The organism is Actinomadura sp. NPDC048394, from assembly GCF_040651755.1.
Classification (GTDB): domain Bacteria; phylum Actinomycetota; class Actinomycetes; order Streptosporangiales; family Streptosporangiaceae; genus Spirillospora; species Spirillospora montaniterrae.
Window position 1 is genome coordinate 24,843 of sequence record NZ_JBEZJL010000001.1, and the last position, 19,837, is coordinate 44,679.

21 protein-coding genes are annotated in these 19,837 nt (G+C 73.6%); 15 read left to right on the forward strand and 6 right to left on the reverse strand.

The window, feature by feature from the left end; all coding sequences use genetic code 11:
- Positions 1–8: 8 nt before the first annotated feature.
- From aroH to AB0C78_RS00155, 5 genes are all read left to right on the forward strand, one after another.
- Entirely contained in the window at positions 9–371 is a 363-nt protein-coding gene (gene aroH / locus AB0C78_RS00135) for a chorismate mutase (protein WP_151546844.1), read from the forward strand.
- A 178-nt stretch (positions 372–549) separates the two neighbouring features.
- Entirely contained in the window at positions 550–1,641 is a 1,092-nt protein-coding gene (locus tag AB0C78_RS00140) for a prephenate dehydrogenase (protein ID WP_360739922.1), read from the forward strand.
- A 197-nt stretch (positions 1,642–1,838) separates the two neighbouring features.
- The gene (cmk, locus tag AB0C78_RS00145) at positions 1,839–2,501 is read left to right on the forward strand and encodes a (d)CMP kinase (protein ID WP_225992601.1); all 663 of its coding nucleotides are present in this window, start codon (positions 1,839–1,841) and stop codon (positions 2,499–2,501) included.
- A gap of 29 nt (positions 2,502–2,530) precedes the next feature.
- Positions 2,531–3,922, forward strand: a complete 1,392-nt coding sequence (gene der, locus AB0C78_RS00150; RefSeq protein WP_151546845.1) for a ribosome biogenesis GTPase Der — start codon at positions 2,531–2,533, stop codon at positions 3,920–3,922.
- Positions 3,923–4,101: 179 nt separating this feature from the next.
- Entirely contained in the window at positions 4,102–4,305 is a 204-nt protein-coding gene (locus tag AB0C78_RS00155; protein ID WP_151546846.1) for a hypothetical protein, read from the forward strand.
- 98 nt (positions 4,306–4,403) lie between these two features.
- On the opposite strand, the gene AB0C78_RS00160 is transcribed toward AB0C78_RS00155, so the two are convergent.
- The 3 genes from AB0C78_RS00160 to AB0C78_RS00170 form a co-directional block, all read right to left on the reverse strand.
- Positions 4,404–5,054 (reverse strand): hypothetical protein, encoded by a 651-nt coding sequence (locus AB0C78_RS00160; RefSeq protein ID WP_360739927.1) that lies wholly within the window; start codon positions 5,052–5,054, stop codon positions 4,404–4,406.
- Positions 5,055–5,157: 103 nt separating this feature from the next.
- The gene (locus tag AB0C78_RS00165) at positions 5,158–5,583 is read right to left on the reverse strand and encodes a PPOX class F420-dependent oxidoreductase (RefSeq protein ID WP_360739930.1); all 426 of its coding nucleotides are present in this window, start codon (positions 5,581–5,583) and stop codon (positions 5,158–5,160) included.
- 64 nt (positions 5,584–5,647) lie between these two features.
- Positions 5,648–6,673, reverse strand: a complete 1,026-nt coding sequence (locus AB0C78_RS00170; RefSeq protein ID WP_360739932.1) for an alpha/beta hydrolase — start codon at positions 6,671–6,673, stop codon at positions 5,648–5,650.
- Positions 6,674–6,853: 180 nt separating this feature from the next.
- On the opposite strand from AB0C78_RS00170, the gene AB0C78_RS00175 reads away from it, so the two are divergent.
- From AB0C78_RS00175 to soxR, 8 genes are all read left to right on the forward strand, one after another.
- Positions 6,854–7,261 (forward strand): helix-turn-helix domain-containing protein, encoded by a 408-nt coding sequence (locus AB0C78_RS00175; RefSeq protein WP_151545126.1) that lies wholly within the window; start codon positions 6,854–6,856, stop codon positions 7,259–7,261.
- 32 nt (positions 7,262–7,293) lie between these two features.
- On the forward strand, positions 7,294–8,070 hold the full coding sequence (gene modA / locus AB0C78_RS00180; protein ID WP_360739935.1) for a molybdate ABC transporter substrate-binding protein: 777 nt from the start codon (positions 7,294–7,296) through the stop codon (positions 8,068–8,070).
- Complete coding sequence (locus tag AB0C78_RS00185) at positions 8,067–8,852, forward strand: ABC transporter permease (RefSeq protein ID WP_360739938.1); 786 nt, start codon at positions 8,067–8,069, stop codon at positions 8,850–8,852. Before modA ends, AB0C78_RS00185 begins: the two co-directional genes overlap by 4 nt.
- Positions 8,849–9,931, forward strand: coding sequence for an ABC transporter ATP-binding protein (locus AB0C78_RS00190; protein WP_360739940.1), 1,083 nt, complete (start codon positions 8,849–8,851; stop codon positions 9,929–9,931). The genes AB0C78_RS00185 and AB0C78_RS00190 overlap by 4 nt, the downstream gene beginning before the upstream one ends.
- A 177-nt stretch (positions 9,932–10,108) precedes the next feature.
- Positions 10,109–11,926 (forward strand): phosphoenolpyruvate carboxykinase (GTP), encoded by a 1,818-nt coding sequence (locus AB0C78_RS00195; protein ID WP_360739943.1) that lies wholly within the window; start codon positions 10,109–10,111, stop codon positions 11,924–11,926.
- A gap of 116 nt (positions 11,927–12,042) precedes the next feature.
- Positions 12,043–12,612 carry a YetF domain-containing protein gene (locus AB0C78_RS00200; protein WP_360739945.1) on the forward strand — a complete coding sequence of 190 codons (570 nt, stop codon included), beginning with the start codon at positions 12,043–12,045 and terminating at the stop codon, positions 12,610–12,612.
- A gap of 114 nt (positions 12,613–12,726) precedes the next feature.
- Positions 12,727–13,311, forward strand: coding sequence for an HdeD family acid-resistance protein (locus AB0C78_RS00205; protein WP_360739947.1), 585 nt, complete (start codon positions 12,727–12,729; stop codon positions 13,309–13,311).
- Between the two features lie 38 nt (positions 13,312–13,349).
- Positions 13,350–13,901 (forward strand): redox-sensitive transcriptional activator SoxR, encoded by a 552-nt coding sequence (soxR, locus tag AB0C78_RS00210; RefSeq protein WP_360739950.1) that lies wholly within the window; start codon positions 13,350–13,352, stop codon positions 13,899–13,901.
- 124 nt (positions 13,902–14,025) lie between these two features.
- On the opposite strand, the gene AB0C78_RS00215 is transcribed toward soxR, so the two are convergent.
- Both AB0C78_RS00215 and AB0C78_RS00220 read right to left on the reverse strand, forming a co-directional pair.
- Positions 14,026–16,431 (reverse strand): glycosyl hydrolase family 65 protein, encoded by a 2,406-nt coding sequence (locus AB0C78_RS00215; protein WP_151545131.1) that lies wholly within the window; start codon positions 16,429–16,431, stop codon positions 14,026–14,028.
- Complete coding sequence (locus AB0C78_RS00220) at positions 16,428–17,177, reverse strand: beta-phosphoglucomutase family hydrolase (RefSeq protein WP_360740446.1); 750 nt, start codon at positions 17,175–17,177, stop codon at positions 16,428–16,430. Before AB0C78_RS00220 ends, AB0C78_RS00215 begins: the two co-directional genes overlap by 4 nt.
- Before the next feature lie 152 nt (positions 17,178–17,329).
- On the opposite strand from AB0C78_RS00220, the gene gndA reads away from it, so the two are divergent.
- Complete coding sequence (gene gndA / locus AB0C78_RS00225) at positions 17,330–18,754, forward strand: NADP-dependent phosphogluconate dehydrogenase (RefSeq protein ID WP_360739952.1); 1,425 nt, start codon at positions 17,330–17,332, stop codon at positions 18,752–18,754.
- Positions 18,755–18,893: 139 nt separating this feature from the next.
- On the opposite strand, the gene AB0C78_RS00230 is transcribed toward gndA, so the two are convergent.
- Entirely contained in the window at positions 18,894–19,085 is a 192-nt protein-coding gene (locus AB0C78_RS00230) for a hypothetical protein (protein ID WP_360739955.1), read from the reverse strand.
- Between the two features lie 87 nt (positions 19,086–19,172).
- On the opposite strand from AB0C78_RS00230, the gene AB0C78_RS00235 reads away from it, so the two are divergent.
- Positions 19,173–19,769, forward strand: a complete 597-nt coding sequence (locus AB0C78_RS00235; protein ID WP_360739958.1) for an HD domain-containing protein — start codon at positions 19,173–19,175, stop codon at positions 19,767–19,769.
- The last annotated feature ends 68 nt before the right edge of the window (positions 19,770–19,837 follow it).

A 19,837-nucleotide genomic window follows, 5' to 3' on the forward strand; every position in this document is an offset into this window, starting at 1 on the left:
GGAGCGACGTGGCGGTACGCGCGGTCCGCGGGGCGACGCAGGTGGACGCCGACGACCGGGGGGAGATCCTGGCGGCGACGACCGAGCTGGTGAGCGAGGTGATGAGCCGCAACGAGCTGACCACCGACGACGTGATCAGCGTGCTGTTCACGGCGACGCCGGACCTGACGGCGGAGTTCCCGGCGCTGGCGGCGCGCAAGCTCGGCTTCCAGGAGGTGCCGCTGATGTGCGCGAGTGAGATCGCGGTGCCGCACGCGCTGCCGCGGGTGATCCGGCTGATGGCGCACGTCGCGACGGACCGTCCGCGCGCGGAGGTCCAGCACGTGTACCTGCGCGGCGCGAAGGCGCTCCGGCTGGACATCGCGCAATAGCGCCCGAGCGCAGCGAGGCATGGGTAGGGCGCAGTAGCGCCCGAGCGCAGCGAGGCATGGGCAGGGCGCGGTAGCGCCCGAGCGCGGGCAGGGCGCAATAGCGCCCGAGCGCGGTAAGGCAGGGGATCGGCGCGGACGGCGCGGATCGGGGTGGACGGGGCGCAGTAGGGTGACGGGCGTGGACGAGGACGTGGTGGGCCGCATCGTCGTGGTCGGGACGGGCCTGATCGGCACGTCGATCGCGCTGGCGATGCGCGAGCGCGGCGCGGAGGTGCTGCTGACCGACCGGGACGCGGCGGCGCTCGCGCTGGCCGTGGAGCTGGGCGCGGGGGAGGCGCTGCCGGACGGGGCGTCCGCGGAGCCCGCGGACCTGGCGGTGCTGGCGGTGCCGCCCGCGGCGGTCGCGGTGACGCTGCTGGACGCGCAGAAGCGCGGCCTGGCGACCGCGTACACCGACGTGGCGAGCGTGAAGGCGCTGCCGCTGGCGCAGGCGGCGGAGCTGGGCTGCGACCTGTCGACGTTCGTCGCGGGGCATCCCCTCGCGGGCAGCGAGCGGTCGGGGCCGGGCGCGGCGCGTCCGGACCTGTTCCTCGGCCGCCCGTGGGCGCTGTGCGCGACGCCGGAGGCGGCGCCGGAGACGGTGGCCGCGGTGACGGCGCTGGCGAAGGCGTGCGGCGCGATGCCGGTGGAGGTGGACGCCGCGGAGCACGACCGGGCGGTGGCGCTGGTGTCGCACGGCCCGCACGTGGTGTCGGCGGCGGTCGCGGCGCGGCTGACGGGCGCCGACGAGACCGCGCTGGGCCTGTCGGGGCAGGGCGTCCGGGACGTGACGCGGATCGCGGCGAGCGACCCGCGGCTGTGGATCGGGATCCTGTCGGCGAACGCCGAGCCGGTCGCGGACGTGCTGGAGGCGGTCGCGACGGACCTGGCGGTCGCGGCGTCGCTGCTGCGCGACGGCAGCGAGGGCGCGGCGGCGCACGTCGCGGACCTGCTGCTGCGCGGGAACGCGGGCCGGTCCCGGATCCCGGGCAAGCACGGCGGCGGCCAGTCGGCGTACGCGACGGTGCAGGTGGTCATCCCGGACCGGCCGGGCGAGCTGGCGATGATCTTCCAGGCGGCGGGGATCGCCGGCGTGAACATCGAGGACGTGACGATCGAGCATTCGCCGGGCCGCCCGCTGGGCGTGCTGGAGCTGGCGGTGGTGCCGGAGGCGGCGGACCGGCTCGCCGCCGAGCTGCGCTCCCGCGGCTGGTCGGTCCCCGGCCGGTAGCCCGGGACCTCGCGCCGCCCGGCCGGTGCGAGGCCGGCGGCCGGCCTCGGGACCTCGCGGCGGGCCGCGGTGGTGGGCGCGGGCCGGTAGCCTGAAGCGCTGGGCCCCGCGAGGGAAGCGCTCGCGTTCCGCCGCCCGCCCCGCCCGCCGCCCGCCCGTGCCGGCGGGCGCTTCGATGCCGACGAAAGGGAGCGATCGTGCCGCTCGTCATCGCCATGGACGGACCCTCCGGTTCGGGCAAGTCCAGCGCGTCCAAGGGCGTCGCCCGCGCGCTCGGCCTGCGCTACCTCGACACCGGCGCGATGTACCGCGCGATGACGTGGTGGATGCTGCGCAGCGGCGTCCCGGTCGAGGACGCGGACGCGGTCGCGGCCCGCGCGCAGGACCCGGTGATCGTGTCCGGCACCGACCCGGACGCCCCGTCGATCAGCGTGGACGGGCGGGACGTGTCGGAGCCGATCCGCACCCGCGAGGTGACGAACGCGGTCAGCGCGGTCAGCGCGGTCCCGGCCGTCCGGGCGCGGCTGGTGGAGCTGCAGCGTGAGATCATGGCGGGCGGGGGCATCGTGGTCGAGGGGCGCGACATCGGCACGGTCGTCGCGCCGGACGCGCCCGTCAAGGTGTACCTCACCGCCAGCGAGGAGGTGCGGGCGGCCCGCCGCGCGAAGGACCTGGCGGCGGACCCGGGCGCGTCGGTGACCGTCACGCAGGCGGAGCAGGCGCGCCGCGACCGGCTGGACTCCACCCGGAAGGCGTCGCCGCTGGCGAAGGCGGCGGACGCGCACGAGATCGACTCGACGGAGCTGGGCCTCGCCGAGGTCATCGAGGCGGTCGTCCGCCTCGCCAAAGAGCATGAGTGAGCGGGCGGCCTGACGGCCCCTGTGGGGATATGACTGTGAGCGATTACGAGATCGAGACCGCGGACGTCGTCGAGGACGTCGCCGCCGACGCCGGCCCGGCGCCGGTGGTGGCGGTGGTGGGGCGGCCCAACGTCGGCAAGTCGACGCTGGTGAACCGGATCCTGGGGCGCCGCGAGGCCGTCGTGGAGGACGTGCCGGGGGTGACCCGGGACCGGGTCGCCTACGACGCGACGTGGTCGGGGCGGCGGTTCACCGTCGTCGACACCGGCGGCTGGCTGCCGGACGCGGCCGGGCTGGCCGCGGCGATCGCCGAGCAGGCGCGCCTCGCGGTCGACCTGGCCGACGTGGTGATGTTCGTGGTGGACGCGACGGTGGGCGCCACGGACGTCGACGAGGCCGTGGTGGAGATCCTGCGCCGGTCCGGCAAGCCGGTGGTGCTGGTGGCCAACAAGGTCGACGACGCGGGCACCGAGGCGGACGCGGCGATGCTGTGGTCGCTCGGCATCGGGGAGCCGCATCCGGTGTCGGCGCTGCACGGCCGGGGCAGCGGGGACCTGCTGGACGCGGTGCTGGAGGCGCTGCCGGCGGAGGCGCCGCGCGAGACGTTCGGGGAGCAGGGCGGGCCGACCCGGATCGCGCTGCTGGGCCGTCCGAACGTCGGCAAGTCGAGCCTGTTGAACCGGCTGGCGGGGGAGAACCGGGCCGTGGTGGACGCGGTGGCCGGCACGACCCGCGACCCGGTCGACGAGCTGATCGAGCTGGGCGGCCGGACGTTCCGGTTCATCGACACGGCCGGGATCCGGCGGCGGCACCGGGAGAACCAGGGCGCCGACTTCTACGCGACGCTGCGCACGCAGTCGGCGCTGGAGCGCGCCGAGGTCGCGGTGGTGCTGGTGGACGCGGACGAGCCGCTCGCCGAGCAGGACCTGCGGATCGTGTCGATGGTGATCGACTCGGGCCGGGCGCTGGTCATCGCGTACAACAAGTGGGACCTGCTGGACGAGGAGCGCCGCCACTACCTGGAGCGCGAGATCGACCGGCAGCTGCACAACGCGCGGTGGGCGCCGCGGGTGAACATCTCGGCGAAGACGGGTCGGCACATGGACCGGTTCGTCCCGGCGATCGACACGGCGCTGGACGGCTGGAACACCCGCGTCCCGACGTCGAAGCTGAACCAGTTCTTCGCCGACCTGGTGAACTCGCATCCGCACCCGGTGCGCGGCGGCAAGCAGCCGCGGGTGCTGTTCGCGACGCAGGCGGGGGTGCGGCCGCCGCGGTTCGTGCTGTTCACGTCGGGGTTCCTCGAGGAGGGGTACCGGCGGTTCATCGAGCGCCGGCTGCGCGAGGAGTTCGGGTTCGCCGGGACGCCGCTGGACATCGCGATGAAGATCCGCGAGAAGCGCGGCAAGGCGCGCAAGTAGCCGGATTTTCCGCCGCGCGGCCCGCCGGGGATCTTTCCCCGGCGGGCCGCGGCATGTCAGGATGCATCCTGCGGGCCGCGGGTAAGTCTTCCATTACTCGTTGATTCCGCAACGAAAGCGTGTTCTAGTCTGGGTGAGCGGTTCTCCCGGACGTTCATGGCGCGGTCGAGGGGTGCGACGTGAAGCTCTTGCTGCTCATTGCCGTTGCGGTCGCCTGCGTGGCGGCCAGCTTCGTCTGGCGCGAGCCGTGGATCGGCGGTGTCGGCCTGCTCGTCGCGTTCGTCGCGATGTTCACCGACCGCGACGACGTGAAGCTGGACGACGAGAAGGGCAGCTACGAGACCACCAAGTCCGTCCGGAACATGCGCAGCCGGAACCGCTGACGGGCGTCCGGAGCCGGCCGCCGGCGCCGGCTCCGCGCGGGACCACGCGCGCGGAGCCGGCACCGGCGGCCGGGCCGCTACCGCTGGCGGCCGGGCGGCTACCGCTCGACGCCGCCCTGCTCGCCCGCGACGCGCGGCTCGCCCGCGACCCGCTGGTCGCCCGGCGGGCGCGGACCGGGCAGGCCGGGCTCGGCCGGCTGCCCCGGCCCGGCGTTCTCGCGCGCGTAGCGTCCGAACACCAGCGGCTGCGTGGTGCCGGAGGCGTCCCGCTCCGGCTCGTCCGGCGGCAGCGCCTCGCGGACGCCGACCACCGCGAACCGGCCGAGGGCGAGCGCGGCGAAGAACACGATGACGGTGCCGAGCCCGGCGAAGCCGGACAGCTGCTCGGCGAGGTGCCGGCCGTTGCCGGTGCCGAGCGGCGCGCCGACGCCCGGCACGTCCCACAGCGTGGCGAGCGGCCCGCCCACCACGAACCAGGCACCGCCGAGGACGCCCAGCCACGCGCCGAGCATCGCGACCGCGCGGTGCGCGCTGAACAGCACGACCAGCCCGCCCAGCACGGCGGCGGCCGCCGGGGCGATGCTGAGCTCGAGCCGGTCGGTGTTGTAGACCCAGGTGTCGTCGGGGGCGAACCCGAAGTCGAAGTAGGGGCCGGCGAAGGGGAGCAGGCCGCCCCAGAGGCCCAGCAGCACCAGCAGGATCCCGCTGAACCCGCCCCTGCTGCGCGGTACTCGCATGGTCCCAGTCATGATCATTCCTCCTGACCGGGCGACGTGGTTTCAGTTTTGCACCCCCTTTACCCGCGCCGCCCGCCTCCACACCGCCCTTTCAGGCGACGGTCACCCCGCCCTTTCAGGCGACGGTGCGGGCCTGCTGCTCGGGGCGCTCGGCGTCGATGTGCCAGCTGATCACGCGGACCGGGCGGATCCGGATCAGGTCGTCGCTGAAGAACCCCTTGCCGATGTGCATCTCGCCCTTGACCGGCTCCGCCGTGCCGCGGATCTCCACGCCGCGGCCCCAGCCGGGCCGCACCGCGTCCGGGTCGTCGGGCGCCGTCTTGTCGTCCACGAGGAACGACACGTGCGGGTCCGCGAGGACGTTGCGGTACTTGCGGCTGGCGGCGTTGGCCGGGCCGCCGATGTCGATCGTCCCGTCGGGGTTCAGCCGGAACCCGACGGGACGCACCTGCGGCCCGCCGTCCGGGCCGATCGTGGACAGCCGCCCGAGGTCCTGGCCGGCCAGGTAGGCGCGCTCCGCGGGGGTGAAAGGGTCGCTCATCGTCGCTCTCCGATCGTCGGTGGTGCTCACGGAGCCGACGCTAGGACCTCAACCGCGATTCAGGTCAACCGGCGCTCTTCAGGTCCGGGGAGGCGCCGGCGGGGGCGGTGGCGAGGCGGCCGTCGAGGGCGTCGCGGACGAACCGGCCGAGCTCGGCGACCGCCGCGCGGGACTCGGGCAGGAGCGGGCCGAACATCTGGAAGACGTGGATCTGCCGGTCCCACACCTGCAGCGTCGCGGGCACGCCGGCCTCGGCGAGCCGCCGCGCCATCAGCTCGGAGTCGCAGTACAGCAGTTCGGTGGAGCCCGCCGTCAGCAGGACGGGCGGCAGCCCGGCCAGGTCGGCGCGGACGGGGGAGACCGCCGGGTCCTTGAGGTCGAGGTGGCCGAGGAAGGCCTCGACCAGCTTCTCCAGCAGCACGCCCGGGTCGGACGGGTCGAGGCCCATGTTGGCGTGCGCGAGCTTGTCGGTCAGGTCCATGTCGAGCATGGGGGACAGCGCGACGAGCGCCGCCGGCATCGGCAGCCCCTCGGCGCGGGCGCGCAGCGCGGTGGCGAACGTGAGGTGCCCGCCCGCCGAGTCGCCCATGATCACGATCTTGGCGGGGTCGACGCCGCGGTCGTCCAGCAGCCACCGGTAGGCGGCGAGGCAGTCCTCGACCTCCCGCTCGAACGGGACGGCGGGGATCATCCGGTAGTCGACCGACAGCGCGGGCACGCCGGCGGCGGCGCTGAACGAGGCGATCATCCGGCGGTGGGTGTTGAGGCCGCAGCAGACCCAGCCGCCGCCGTGCAGGTAGAGGATCACCCGGTCGCGGGCGGACGACGCGCCGGGCCCGCGCACCCATTCCGCGCCGAACCCGTCGAAGCGGACCTTCTCCGTGCGGACGCGCCGCGGCGCCGGCGCCCGCGCGGCGAGCCGGTCGAGGGCCGCCGCGCGCCGCAGCGCGCGGTCGTCGAACGGGAGCGCGGCGGCCTTGGCGAGCCGGGGGCGCAGGAAGCGGCGGATGCCCGCCGAGACGGCGCGGGACCGCAGGCTCGCGGTCCCGTGGCGTTCGATGACCAGGGTCGTCGGGCGTGGCTGCGTCACCGGGTCCTCCTCGCGACGGGGATGTAAGTAGATGGTGACATCCGGCCGCCGCCCTCCCGAAGCCGGGGGGCGATGAGCCGTTGCTGTGGCAAATGCCAGAGAGAAGACCGTGAGACGCTTGCAATGTCTGGCTATTTGCCCAGATGCGGGTCGAATCTGCGAGGGCTACCATCGTCCCTCGTGACGACGTTCAGGATCAGTGAGGCGGCCGCGCTGCTCGGGGTCAGCGCCGACACCGTCCGGCGCTGGGTCGACGGCGGGCGGCTGCCGGCCGAGCGCGACGAGCACGGCCACCGGCGGGTGCCGGGCGCCGAGCTGGCCGCCTTCGTGCGCGACCAGGCGCGCGGCGGCGCGGCGCCCGAGCAGGGCGAGCGGTTCTCCTCGGCGCGCAACCGGCTGCGCGGGATCGTCACCGAGGTCGTCCGGGACGGCGTGATGGCCCAGGTGGAGATCCAGGCGGGCCCGTTCCGGGTCGTGTCGCTGATGAGCCGCGAGGCGGCCGACGAGCTCGGCCTGCGGGTCGGCGTGGTCGCCGAGGCCGTGGTGAAGTCGACGAACGTCGTCGTCGAGGTGTCCGACCCGGGCTGATCGCACCCGGCGCACCCCCCTTGAGGAGAGACATGTTCAAGCGCACATCGGCGGCCGTGCTCGCGGCGTCCCTGGCACTGGCGGCGGCGGGCTGCGGCGACACCGGCGACGACACGTCCTCGGGCGGCGGCGGGTCCAAGACCCTCACCGTGTTCGCGGCGGCCTCCCTCACCGAGACCTTCACCGCGCTCGGCAAGACCTTCGAGGCCGCGCATCCGGGGGTGAAGGTCCGGTTCAACTTCGGCGGCAGCGACAGCCTCGCCCAAGGCATCACGCAGGGCGCCCCGGCGGACGTGTTCGCCTCCGCCAGCCCGGCGACCATGAAGACCGTCACCGACGCCGGGGACGCCGACGGGACGCCTCAGGTGTTCACCCGCAACCGGCTGGTCATCGCCGTCCCGCCGAAGGACCCCGGCAAGGTCGCCGAGCTGGCGGACCTGGCGCGGTCCGGGCTGAAGGTCGTGCTGTGCGCGCCGGCGGTGCCGTGCGGCGCGGCGGCGAAGAAGGCGCTCGCGGCGGCGAACGTCAAGGTCAAGCCCGCGTCCGAGGAGAGCGACGTCAAGGCCGTGCTGACCAAGGTGAGCCTCGACGAGGCCGACGCCGGGCTCGTCTACCGCACCGACGCCAAGGCCGCGGCCGGCAAGGTGAAGGCCATCGAGTTCCCCGAGTCGGCGAAGGCGGTCAACGACTACCCGATCGTCGAGGTGAGGAAGGCGCCGCAGGGCGCGCTCGCCAAGCAGTTCATCCAGCTCGTCCTCGGGGCGCAGGGCCGGTCCGTGCTCACCGGGGCGGGCTTCGAGGCGCCGTGAGCCGGACCGGACGGCCGCCCTGGTTCCTGCTGCTGCCCGCGCTGGCCGGGCTGGCGTTCCTGGTGCTGCCGCTGGCCGGGCTGCTCGCCCGCGCGCCGTGGTCCACCCTCGGCACCCGGCTCGGCCAGGGCCAGGTGCTGGAGGCGCTGCGGCTGTCGCTGCTGACCGCGACGATCAGCACCGGCGTGTGCCTGCTGCTCGGCGTGCCGCTGGCCTGGGTGCTGGCGCGGGCGTCGTTCCCCGGCCTGCGGCTCGTCCGGGCGCTGGTCACGGTGCCGCTGGTGCTGCCGCCGGTCGTCGGCGGCGTGGCGCTGCTGCTGGCGCTCGGCCGCCGCGGGCTGGTCGGCGAGTGGCTGGACGCGGCGTTCGGGATCACGCTGCCGTTCACCACCGCCGGGGTGGTGCTCGCCGAGACCTTCGTCGCGATGCCGTTCCTGGTGATCAGCGTGGAGGGCGCGCTGCGCGCGGCCGACCTGCGCTACGAGGAGGCCGCCGCCACCCTCGGCGCGGGCCGCTGGACGATCTTCCGCCGGGTCACGCTGCCGCTGGTGGCGCCCGGCGTCGCGGCCGGCGCGGTGCTGTGCTGGGCGCGGGCCCTCGGCGAGTTCGGCGCGACGATCACCTTCGCGGGCAACTTCCCGGGCCGGACGCAGACGATGCCGCTCGCGGTGTACCTCGCGCTGCAGAACGACCCGCAGGCCGCGATCGTCCTGAGCCTGGTGCTGCTCGCGGTGTCGGTGGCCGTGCTGGCGGCGCTGCGCGACCGCTGGGTGGACACGTGACCCGGGCCGGCGGGGCCCCGGACGGCGGCGCGAAGGGGCTGGACGCGCGGCTCGTCGTGCGGCGGGCGGCGTTCGAGCTGGACCTCGCGCTCGCCGCCGAGCCAGGCGAGGTCGTGGCGCTGCTCGGGCCGAACGGCGCGGGCAAGAGCACCGCGCTGCGCGCGCTCGCCGGGCTCGTCGCGATGCCGGACGGCCACATCCGGCTGGACGGGACGGACCTGCGCCCGCTGCCCGCCGAGCGCCGCGGCGTCGGCATGGTGTTCCAGGACTACCTGCTGTTCCCGCACCTCAGCGTCCTGGAGAACGTCGCGTTCGGGCCGCGCTGCCAGGGCGCCGGGCGCCGTGCCGCGCGCCGCCGCGCCGCGGAGTGGCTGGAGCGGGTGGGGCTCGCCGAGTACGCGTCCGCGCGCCCCCGGGCGCTGTCGGGCGGGCAGGCGCAGCGGGTCGCGCTGGCGCGCGCGCTGGCGGTCGAGCCGGGCCTGCTGCTGCTGGACGAGCCGCTCGCCGCGCTCGACGCGCACACCCGGCTGGAGATCCGCGCCGCGCTGCGCCGGCATCTGGCCGGGTTCGAGGGCGCCGCCGTGCTCGTCACCCACGACCCGCTGGACGCGATGGTGCTGGCGGACCGGATCGTCGTGGTGGAGGACGGCCGTCTGGTCCAGGAGGGCACGCCCGCGGAGGTGGCCCGGCGGCCGCGCACGGACTACGTCGCGAGGCTCGTCGGGCTGAACCTGTACCGGGGGTCGGCCGAGGGGGGCACCGTAGTCATCGGCGGCACCGAAGGCGAGCACACGCTGGACACAGTCGACTCGCTTCGGGGTGAGGTCTTCCTGGCCTTCGCGCCATCGTCGGTCGCGCTGTACCGCACTCGCCCCGACGGCAGCCCGCGCAACCTGTGGCGTGCGCGTGTCGCCGCCGTCGAACGGCATGGAGACCGGGTGCGGGTGCGGTTGTCCGGGCCGCCATTCGACGCCGTCGCGGACATCACTCCGGCCTCCGTCGCGGAACTGGATTTGTCCGAGGGCAGCACGATTTGGGCGGCCGTGAAGGCCACCGAAACCCACGTTTACCCAGCTTGAGCGGGTCGAAGCCGAGGGCGGCGGCGCGCCGCCGTCGGCGCCCGTGCTTCAGTGATATCAATCACAAAACTGCGCGGGAAGGCCCAGAAGGCGACGGGATTGGTCCAGACCAAATGGCAAAAACGTCGGGTCTTGTTCATCATGCAAACATCCTGCGAACAGCTGAAGGAGTTGCCCGTGTCCAACCAGGTCCCCGGCCTCGACCAGGCCCCTACCGGCCACACCGAACTCGTGGAGTGGGTACGCGGGATCGCCGAGCTGACCAAGCCCGACCGCGTCGAGTGGTGCGACGGCTCGGACGAAGAGTGGGAGCGCCTGACCGGTCTCCTCGTCGAGCAGGGCACCCTCACGCGCCTCGACCCGGCCAAACGGCCCAACAGCTTCCACGCCGCCTCCGACCCCACCGACGTGGCCCGGGTCGAGGACCGGACCTTCATCTGCTCCGAGAAGGAGGAGGACGCGGGCCCGACCAACAACTGGGTCGCGCCGGCCGAGATGAGGCGGACCCTCGGCGGGCTCTTCGACGGCTGCATGAAGGGCCGCACCATGTACGTGGTGCCGTTCTGCATGGGCCCGCTCGGCGGCACCATCTCCCAGCTCGGCGTCGAGATCACCGACTCGGCCTACGTCGCGGTCTCGATGAAGATCATGACGCGGATGGGCACGGGCGCCCTGCGGCTGATCGAGGAGCGCGGCGGCTACGTCAAGGCGGTCCACTCGGTGGGCGCGCCGCTGGAGCCGGGGCAGGCCGACGTCAAGTGGCCGTGCAACTCCACCAAGTACATCACCCACTTCCCCGAGACCCGGGAGATCTGGTCGTACGGGTCCGGCTACGGCGGCAACGCCCTGCTGGGCAAGAAGTGCTACGCGCTGCGCATCGCCTCGACGATGGCGCGCGACGAGGGCTGGATGGCCGAGCACATGCTCGTCCTCAAGCTCACCCCGCCGGAGGGCGAGACCCGGTACGTCGCCGCCGCGTTCCCGTCGGCGTGCGGCAAGACCAACCTCGCCATGCTCGAGCCGACCATCCCGGGCTGGAAGGTCGAGACGATCGGCGACGACATCGCCTGGATGCGGTTCGGTGACGACGGCCGGCTCTACGCCATCAACCCCGAGGCCGGCTTCTTCGGCGTCGCGCCCGGGACCGGCGAGAGCACCAACGCCAACGCGGTGAAGACGCTGTGGGGCAACAGCATCTTCACCAACGTCGCGCTCACCGACGACGGCGACGTGTGGTGGGAGGGCCTCACCGACGAGCCGCCCGCGCACCTGACCGACTGGAAGGGCAACGACTGGACGCCCGCGTCCGAGACGCCCGCCGCGCACCCGAACGCCCGCTTCACCACCCCGGCCGGGCAGTGCCCGATCGCGGCGGACGAGTGGGAGGACCCGAAGGGCGTGCCGATCTCGGCGATCCTGTTCGGCGGCCGCCGCGCGTCCGCGGTGCCGCTGGTCACCGAGTCCTTCGACTGGCAGCAGGGCGTGTTCCTCGGCGCGAACATCGCGTCCGAGAAGACCGCCGCCGCCGAGGGCACGGTCGGCGAGCTGCGCCGCGACCCGTTCGCGATGCTGCCGTTCTGCGGCTACAACATGGGCGACTACTTCGGCCACTGGCTGGAGATCGGCAAGGCCACCGACGCCGAGAAGCTGCCGCGGATCTACTACGTCAACTGGTTCCGCAAGAACGCCGACGGCAGGTTCATCTGGCCCGGCTTCGGCGAGAACAGCCGGGTGCTGAAGTGGATCGTCGAGCGGCTGAACGGCAAGGCCGACGCCGCCAAGTCCCCGATCGGGCACCTGCCGACCAAGGAGGCCCTCGACACCGACGGCCTGCAGATCGACGACGCCGACCTGGAGACGCTGCTGTCGGTCGACAGCGAGGTGTGGAAGCAGGAGGCCGCCCTCGTGCCGGAGTTCTTCGAGAAGTTCGGCGACCACATGCCGAAGGCGCTGTGGGACGAGTACCACGACCTGGTGCGCCGCCTGGAGGCCTGATCCGCGCCGCCCGTCCCGCCGATCGCGCGGGACGGGCCCGATCCGCCCCCGTCCGCGCCCGTTCGCTGAGATCCTTCGGCGAGCGGGCGCGACCTTCAGGGGAATCGGAGCGGAACATGTGGCATGACCTGTTCGGGATGGGCGTCCCGGTGGCCGACAAGGTGATCCGGTCGGCGGCGGTGTTCCTGGTGGTCATCGTGCTGCTGCGGGTCGCCGGGAAGCGGGAGCTGGCGCAGCTCAACGGCTTCGACTTCGTGGTCATGCTGCTGCTGTCGAACGTCGTGCAGAACGCGGTCATCGGCCCGGACGACTCGCTGACCGGGGGAGTGCTCGGCGCCGTGGTGCTGCTGGCGCTGAACGCCGCGCTGGTCCGCGCGGCGCTGTTCCTGCCGTGGCTGGCCGGGCTGGTGCACGGCCGGGCGAGCGTCCTCGCGCGGGACGGCGCGTACCGGCGGCGGACGCTGCTGCGGCTCGGGCTGCGGCCCGGCGACGTCGACGAGGCGATCCAGGAGCAGGGCGGCGACGACGTCGCCGACACCCGGCTGGTCACCCTCGAGCCGGGCGGCGCGGTCGTGGTCCGGCTGCGGGAGGAGGAGCAGTCCGCCACCGCCCGGGACGTCGCGGACCTGCGCGCTCGGCTGGAGCGCATCGAACGGCACCTGGAGCGGCTCGCCGGGCAGCGCTGACCACGCGGCGCTGACTGCGCAGGGACTTTGCCCATTTTGGAACGGTTGTTGGCGGTTTTGTCGGTGCGGGTGGGCTGCAATGGGGGGAAGTCCACCGCCCCGGGGGAGGCCGCGATGTTCGACCTGATGACGCGCCACTGGTGGGTGCTCGCGCTGCGCGGCGCGTTCGCGATCCTGTTCGGCGTGGTCGCGTGGGTGTGGCCGCACATCACGCTCTGGGTCCTGGTCGTGCTGTTCGGCGCGTACGCGCTGGTGGACGGCGTGACCGCGGTGGCGCAGGCGGTCCGCGGCACGACCGGCGGGCCGCGCGGGCTGCTCGCGGTGTCCGGCGCCGCCGGCATCGTGCTCGGCATCGTCGCGATGGCCTGGCCGGGCGTCACCGCGCTCGCGCTGCTGATGCTGATCGCCGCGTGGGCGGTCGTCACCGGGGTGCTGGAGATCGTCGCCGCGGTGTCGCTGCGCCGGGAGCTGCGCGGCGAGTGGATGTACGCGGTGACCGGCGCGATCTCGATCGTGTTCGGGATCCTGCTGTTCGCCTGGCCGGTGTCGGGCGCGCTCGCCGTCGTCTGGCTGATCGGCCTGTTCGCGATCCTGTTCGGCGCCGCGCTGGTCGGCGCGGCGCTCCGGCTGCGCGGCCTCGGCAAGAGGGCCGAGGGGCGCGGCGCCGGGATGGGCGCGGCGAGCCCGCACTGGCGCTGACCGCCCGGTAACCTCAAGTCCGGTTGAGGTCGCATAGGATGCGCGGCATGACGCGCCTCGAGCACCGCAAGCACGAACTGACCGTCGGGCAGCTCGCCGAGCGCAGCGGCGTGGCCGTCTCGGCGCTGCACTTCTACGAGGCCAAAGGCCTGATCAGCAGCCGCCGCACGGCCGGGAACCAGCGCCGCTTCAGCCGCGACACGCTGCGCCGCGTCTCGTTCATCAAGGTCTCGCAGCGGGTCGGCATCCCGCTCGCCGACATCCGGGACGCCCTCGCCACGCTGCCCGAGGAGCGCACGCCGACCGTCGCGGACTGGGCGCGGCTGTCCGATCTGTGGCGCGCCGACCTCGACGCCCGCATCCGGCAGCTGGAGCGGCTGCGCGACGACCTGACCGAGTGCATCGGCTGCGGCTGCCTGTCGATCAGCAAGTGCGCGCTCGCCAACCCCTACGACCGGCTCGGCGACGAGGGGCCCGGCCCGCGCCGCCTGCTCGTCGACGCCCGCCCGGAGCCCGCCCGGACGGCCCCGGGCGACGGCGTCGCGGCCGAGGACGACTGCGACCCGGCGTCCTGCGCCGCCCGCTCCTGACCCCGGGCTCCTGATCCCGGTCCTGACCCGGGCTCCTGACCTCGGTCCTGAGCCCGGGCTCCTGTCCCCTGGCTCCTGAGAGCGGGCGCTCGCCCGTGGCCGGAACCGGCCGGTGCCGGACCGGTCAGGAGTCGACCGGACGCGGCTCCCTGCTGTGCGGGTCGATGCGCCGCGGCGCCGGCTCCCGGCCGGCCGGCTGCGTCGGCGCCGGACGGGCGGCGACCTGCTCGATCGGCAGCTCGACCGGCTCGTCCCCGAGCTCGAACTCCTCGCCGTGGTGCCACAGCGTGATGGCCGGGCCGTCCAGCAGCTCGTAGGTGGCCGACTCCCCGGTCACCTCGACCCGCACCCGGCTGCCCCGGTACCGCATCCGGAACGCCAGCCGGCTGATGCCGCCCGGCAGCCGCGGCGCGAACCGCAGCCGCCCGCCGCCCGCCCGCATCCCGCCGAACCCGGCGACGAGCCCGCTCCACGCACCCGCCATCGACGCCACGTGCAGCCCGTCGCGGGTGTTGCGGTTCAGGTCGTGCAGGTCCATCAGCGAGGTCTCGCCGAGGTAGTCGTGCGCCAGCTCCAGATGCCCGACCTCGGCCGCCACCACCGCCTGCGTCTGCGCCGACAGCGACGAGTCCCGCACCGTCAGGCCCTCGTAGTACTCGAAGTTGCGGGCCTTCTGCTCGTCGGTGAACTCCTCCCCGCACAGGTGCAGGGCCAGCACCAGGTCCGCCTGCTTCACCACCTGCTTGCGGTACAGGTCGAAGTACGGGAAGTTCAGCAGCAGCGGGTAGTGGTCCGGCTTGGTCGACGCGAAGTCCCAGCGGGCGTGGTTGGTGAAGTTCTCGCTCTGCGGATGGACGCCCAGCCGCTCGTCGTAGGGGATCACCATCGCCGACGCCGCGTCCCGCCACGACGCGGCCTCCTCGGCGTCCACGCCGAGCCGGTCGCACATGTCCGGATGGCGCATCGCCGTCTCCGCCGCCTCCAGCAGGTTCCGGCGCGCCATCAGGTTGGTGTAGACGTTGTTGTCCACGACCGCGCTGTACTCGTCCGGGCCGGTGACGCCGTCGATGCGGAACACCCCGCCGACGTCGTGGTGGCCGAGGCTGCGCCACAGCCGCGCCGTCTGCACCAGGATCTCCAGCCCGATCTCCCGCTCGAACCGCTCGTCCTGCGTGGCGTCCACGTACCGGACGACGGCGTCGGAGATGTCGGCGTTGATGTGGAACGCCGCGGTCCCGGCGGGCCAGTAGCCGGAGCATTCGTGGCCGCGGATCGTCCGCCACGGGAACGCGGCGCCGGTCAGCCCGAGCTGGGCGGCCCGCTCGCACGCCAGCGGCAGCGTCATGTGCCGCCAGGCGAGCGCGTCGGCGGCCGCGTCGGGCGCGGTGTAGGTCAGCACCGGCAGCACGAACGTCTCGGTGTCCCAGAACGTGTGCCCGTCGTAGCCCGGGCCCGTCAGCCCCTTCGCCGGGATCATGCGCCGTTCGGCGCGCGCGCCCGCCTGCAGCGTGTGGAACAGCCCGAACCGGACCGCCTGCTGGATCTCGGCGTCCCCGTCGACCTCCACGTCCGCGCCGCACCAGAAGTCGTCCAGGAAGTGCCGCTGCTCGGCCAGCAGCCCGTCCCAGCCGGTCTGCCGCGCGCCCGCCAGCGCCCCGACCACCTGGTCGTGCAGCGCCGGCCGGGACCGCTGGCTCGACCACCCGTACGCCAGGTACTTGATGATCCGCAGCCGCTGCCCCGGCTCCAGCCGCGTCGCGACCGTCAGCCGGCCCACGTCCGGCGAGCTCTCGGTCTCCACCGCCATCGACTCGGGGCCCTCGATGTGGTGCGACATGCCCGCCGCCATCCGCAGCCCGCTCTGCCGCGTCCGGTGCAGCAGCAGCACCTTCGTGCCGTTGGCGACGTGCTCCTCGCTGATCAGCGGATGGTCGAGGATCGCCGACGCCCGCGGGTCCTTGTCGCCGTCCGGCAGCGCCTCGTTGGCGACCAGCTCCGACTGCGCGACCACCCGCATGGACTGGTGCACCGGCTCCACGTCGTAGCAGATCGCCGCGACCGCCCGCTGCGTCAGCGACACCATCCGCGTGGACGTCACCCGGATGCGCTGGTCGGCGGGCGATGTCCACTCCACGTGCCGGGTGAGGGTGCCCGCCCGCATGTCCAGGATCCGCTCGTGGTGGTGGACGCGCCCGTACCGCACGTCGAGCGGCTCGTCGTCCACCAGCAGCCGGATCACCTTGCCGTTGGTGACGTTGATGACCGTCTGCCCCGACTCGGGGTAGCCGTAGGCGGTCTCCGCCTGCGGCAGCGGCCGCTGCTCGTAGAAGGAGTTCAGGTAGGTGCCCGGCAGGCCGTGCGGCTCCCCCTCGTCGAGGTTGCCGCGCAGGCCGAGATGGCCGTTCGACAGCGCGAACACCGACTCGCTCTGCGCCAGCCGGTCCAGCCGCAGCTCCGGTTCGCGGACGCACCACGGCTCCACGGTGAACACGGGCCGCTCGGTGCTGGTCTGTCCCTCCGGGTCCGTCACTTGTCCTCCAGCAGTTCGGACAGGTCGTTCACCACCACGTCGGCGCCGTGCGCGGCGAGCTCCTTCGCGTGCTCGCCGTCGACCCGGTTGACGCCCACCACGTACGCGAACCCGCCGGCCCGGCCCGCCTGCACGCCGGCGAGCGCGTCCTCGAACACCACGGCCCGGTCCGCGGGCACGTCCAGCTCCTTCGCCCCCGCGAGGAACATGTCGGGCGCGGGCTTGCCGGGCAGGTTCCGCTCCGCCGCGACGACGCCGTCCACCCGCGCGTCGAACAGGTCGGTGATCCCGACCGAGCGCAGCACCTGGACGGTGTTGGCGCTGGAGGACACCACCGCCGTCCTCAGCCCGGCCTCGCGGGCGGCGCGGACGAAGTCGATCGACCCGTCGAAGGTCTCCACGCCCTTCTCCTCGATGAGCTTGAGGACCAGGGCGTTCTTGCGGTTCCCGAGGCCGCGGACGGTCGCGTTCTCCGGCGGGTCGTCCGGGGTGCCCTCGGGCAGCGTGATGCCGCGCGACTCCAGGAACGAGCGCGTCCCGTCCTCGCGCTTCTTGCCGTCGACGTAGCGCCCGTAGTCCTTCACCGGGTCGAAGGGGACGAACGGCTCGCCCGTCTCCCGCGCGCGTTCGCGCAGGTAGCCGTCGAACATCTCCTTCCACGCCGCGGCGTGCACGGCCGCGGTGCGGGTAAGCACCCCGTCGAGATCGAACAGACACGCCGCCGCCGCGTCCGGCAGTCCCAGCATCCGCACCCCCTGGATGACACGATCGGAATCGTTCTCAAGTGCGTCCCGTTCCCGTGCCGGAACAGGACATGCGGGGCCGGCGTTCGAACGGGGGGGATCATGATCGTCGTACAACCCCTTGGCCAGGGTGGCACACGAAGAGGAGAGAACCAATGGAAACGGCGCGCATAGGCGTCACGGGGCTCGCGGTGATGGGCCGTAACCTGGCACGCAACCTCGCCCGGCACGGTCATCCGGTCGCCGTGCACAACCGCACCGCCGCCCGCACGAAGGCGCTGGTGGAGGAGTTCGGCGACGAGGGCACCTTCCTGCCGGCGGAGACGGCGGAGCAGTTCGTCGCGTCGCTGGAGCGGCCCCGGCGGCTGGTGGTCATGGTGAAGGCGGGCGCGCCGACCGACGCGGTCATCGACGAGTTCGCGCCGCTGCTGGAGCCCGGCGACATGATCGTGGACGGCGGCAACGCGCACTTCGCCGACACGCGCCGCCGCGAGGCCGCGCTGCGCGAGCGCGGGATCCACTTCGTCGGCACCGGCATCTCCGGCGGCGAGGAGGGCGCGCTGCACGGCCCGAGCATCATGCCGGGCGGCTCCGCCGAGTCCTACGAGGCGCTCGGCCCGCTGCTGGAGGACATCGCCGCGAACGTCGACGGCACCCCCTGCTGCACCCACGTCGGCCCGGACGGCGCCGGGCACTTCGTGAAGATGGTGCACAACGGCATCGAGTACTCCGACATGCAGCTGATCGCCGAGTCCTACGACCTGCTGCGGCACGCCGCCGGGCTCGCGCCCGCCGAGATCGCCGAGGTGTTCCGCACCTGGAACACCGGCCGGCTGGAGTCCTACCTCATCGAGATCACCGCCGAGGTGCTCGCGCACACCGACGCCGCCACCGGCGAGCCGTTCGTGGACGTGGTGCTCGACCAGGCCGAGCAGAAGGGCACCGGCCGCTGGACCGTCCAGACGGCCCTGGACCTCGGCGTCCCCGTCGGCGGCATCGCCGAGGCGGTGTTCGCCCGGTCCGTCTCCGGCCACGCCGACCTGCGCGAGGCGTCCCGGAACCTGCCGGGGCCGTCCCGCTCCGCCGTCGCCGAGTCCGGCTTCGCGGACAAGGTCGAGAAGGCGCTGTACGCGTCGAAGATCGTCGCCTACGCGCAGGGGTTCCACGAGATCCAGGCGGGCAGCGCCGAGTACGGCTGGAACATCGACGCCGGCGCGATGGCGACCATCTGGCGCGGCGGCTGCATCATCCGGGCCCGGTTCCTCGACCGGATCCGCGCCGCCTACGAGGCCGACCCGTCCACGCCGACGCTGCTCACCGACGACCACTTCTCCGAGGCCCTCGGCGACGCCCAGGACGCCTGGCGCGACGTCGTCGCCACGGCCGCCCGCATCGGCGTCCCCGCGCCGGGCTTCTCCACCGCGCTCGCCTACTACGACTCGCTGCGCGCCGACCGCCTGCCGGCCGCGCTCACCCAGGGGCAGCGCGACTTCTTCGGCGCGCACACCTACCGCCGCGTCGACCGCGACGGCTCCTTCCACACCCTCTGGGGCGGCGACCGCACCGAGGTCTCCGCCTGACCGGCGCCTGGGACGGGCGTCCCGCCTCGTCCGGGGCGGGACGCTCGGCCCTCGCGCCAGGCCGGACGAGCACCCTGAGCCCGCCGAGCCCGCCGGGCGGCTCGTCCACGGCCTCGGCCGCCCGGCCGGTCGCAGCCGGTCACGACCCGTCGTCGTCCTTCTCGACGCCGGCGATCGGGTTGCCGTCCCGCACCCCGCTGCCCTCCCTGGACTCGTAGCCCTCCGCGGCGCTGCCGTTGCCGGGCACGATCCGCTCGCGCGGCAGCTCCTCGCGTCCCGAGCTGGCCCCGGGACCCCGGTCGGCGGGATCGGTCTTCGTCTTCTTCGCCATCGCTCTGCCCCCTCGTCTCGCTGGTTCGTCCAGCACGTTGTAACCGAACGGCCGCCCCCTAACCGGCCGCTGGGTAGGGTCGGGCCCGTGCGGATACCGGGGGACGGCGAGATTCTGGCGTTGCACGAGCGGCTGGCGCCGAGCCGGAAGGCGTTCGACCTGGTCTGGACGCACTGCGTGATCGTGTGCCGGATCGCCGAGCGGCTGATGGACGCGGGCGGCCTGGACGTCGACAAGGAGCTCGTGCGGGCCGGATGCCTGCTGCACGACGTCGGCGTGTACCGGCTGTACGACATCACCGGGGAGTTCGACCACCGGCAGTACGTCCGGCACGGGGTGCTCGGGCACGAGCTGCTCGCGGAGGAGGGCTTCCCCGAGACGCTCTGCCGGTTCTGCTCGCACCACACCGGAATGGGGCTGACCAGGGACGACATCGAGCGGCAGAACCTGCCCCTGCCGCCCGCCGACTACCTGGCCGAGACGGGCGAGGAGCGGCTCGTCATGTACGCGGACAAGTTCCACAGCAAGACCGACCCGCCCTCCTTCGTCAACGCCTCGTCCTACGCGGTCCACGTGCGCCGGTTCGGCGGCGGCAAGGTCGCCGCGTTCAAGGAGATGCGCGACCTTTACGGCGAGCCCGATCTCGAACCCCTGGCAGCCGAATACGGCCACACCCTCGTGTGACCCCGGGCCCGGCCCGGACGGGCCGCGCGGCGGCCGGTGACGCGGGCAGTGGGCGATCCGGGGCAGGA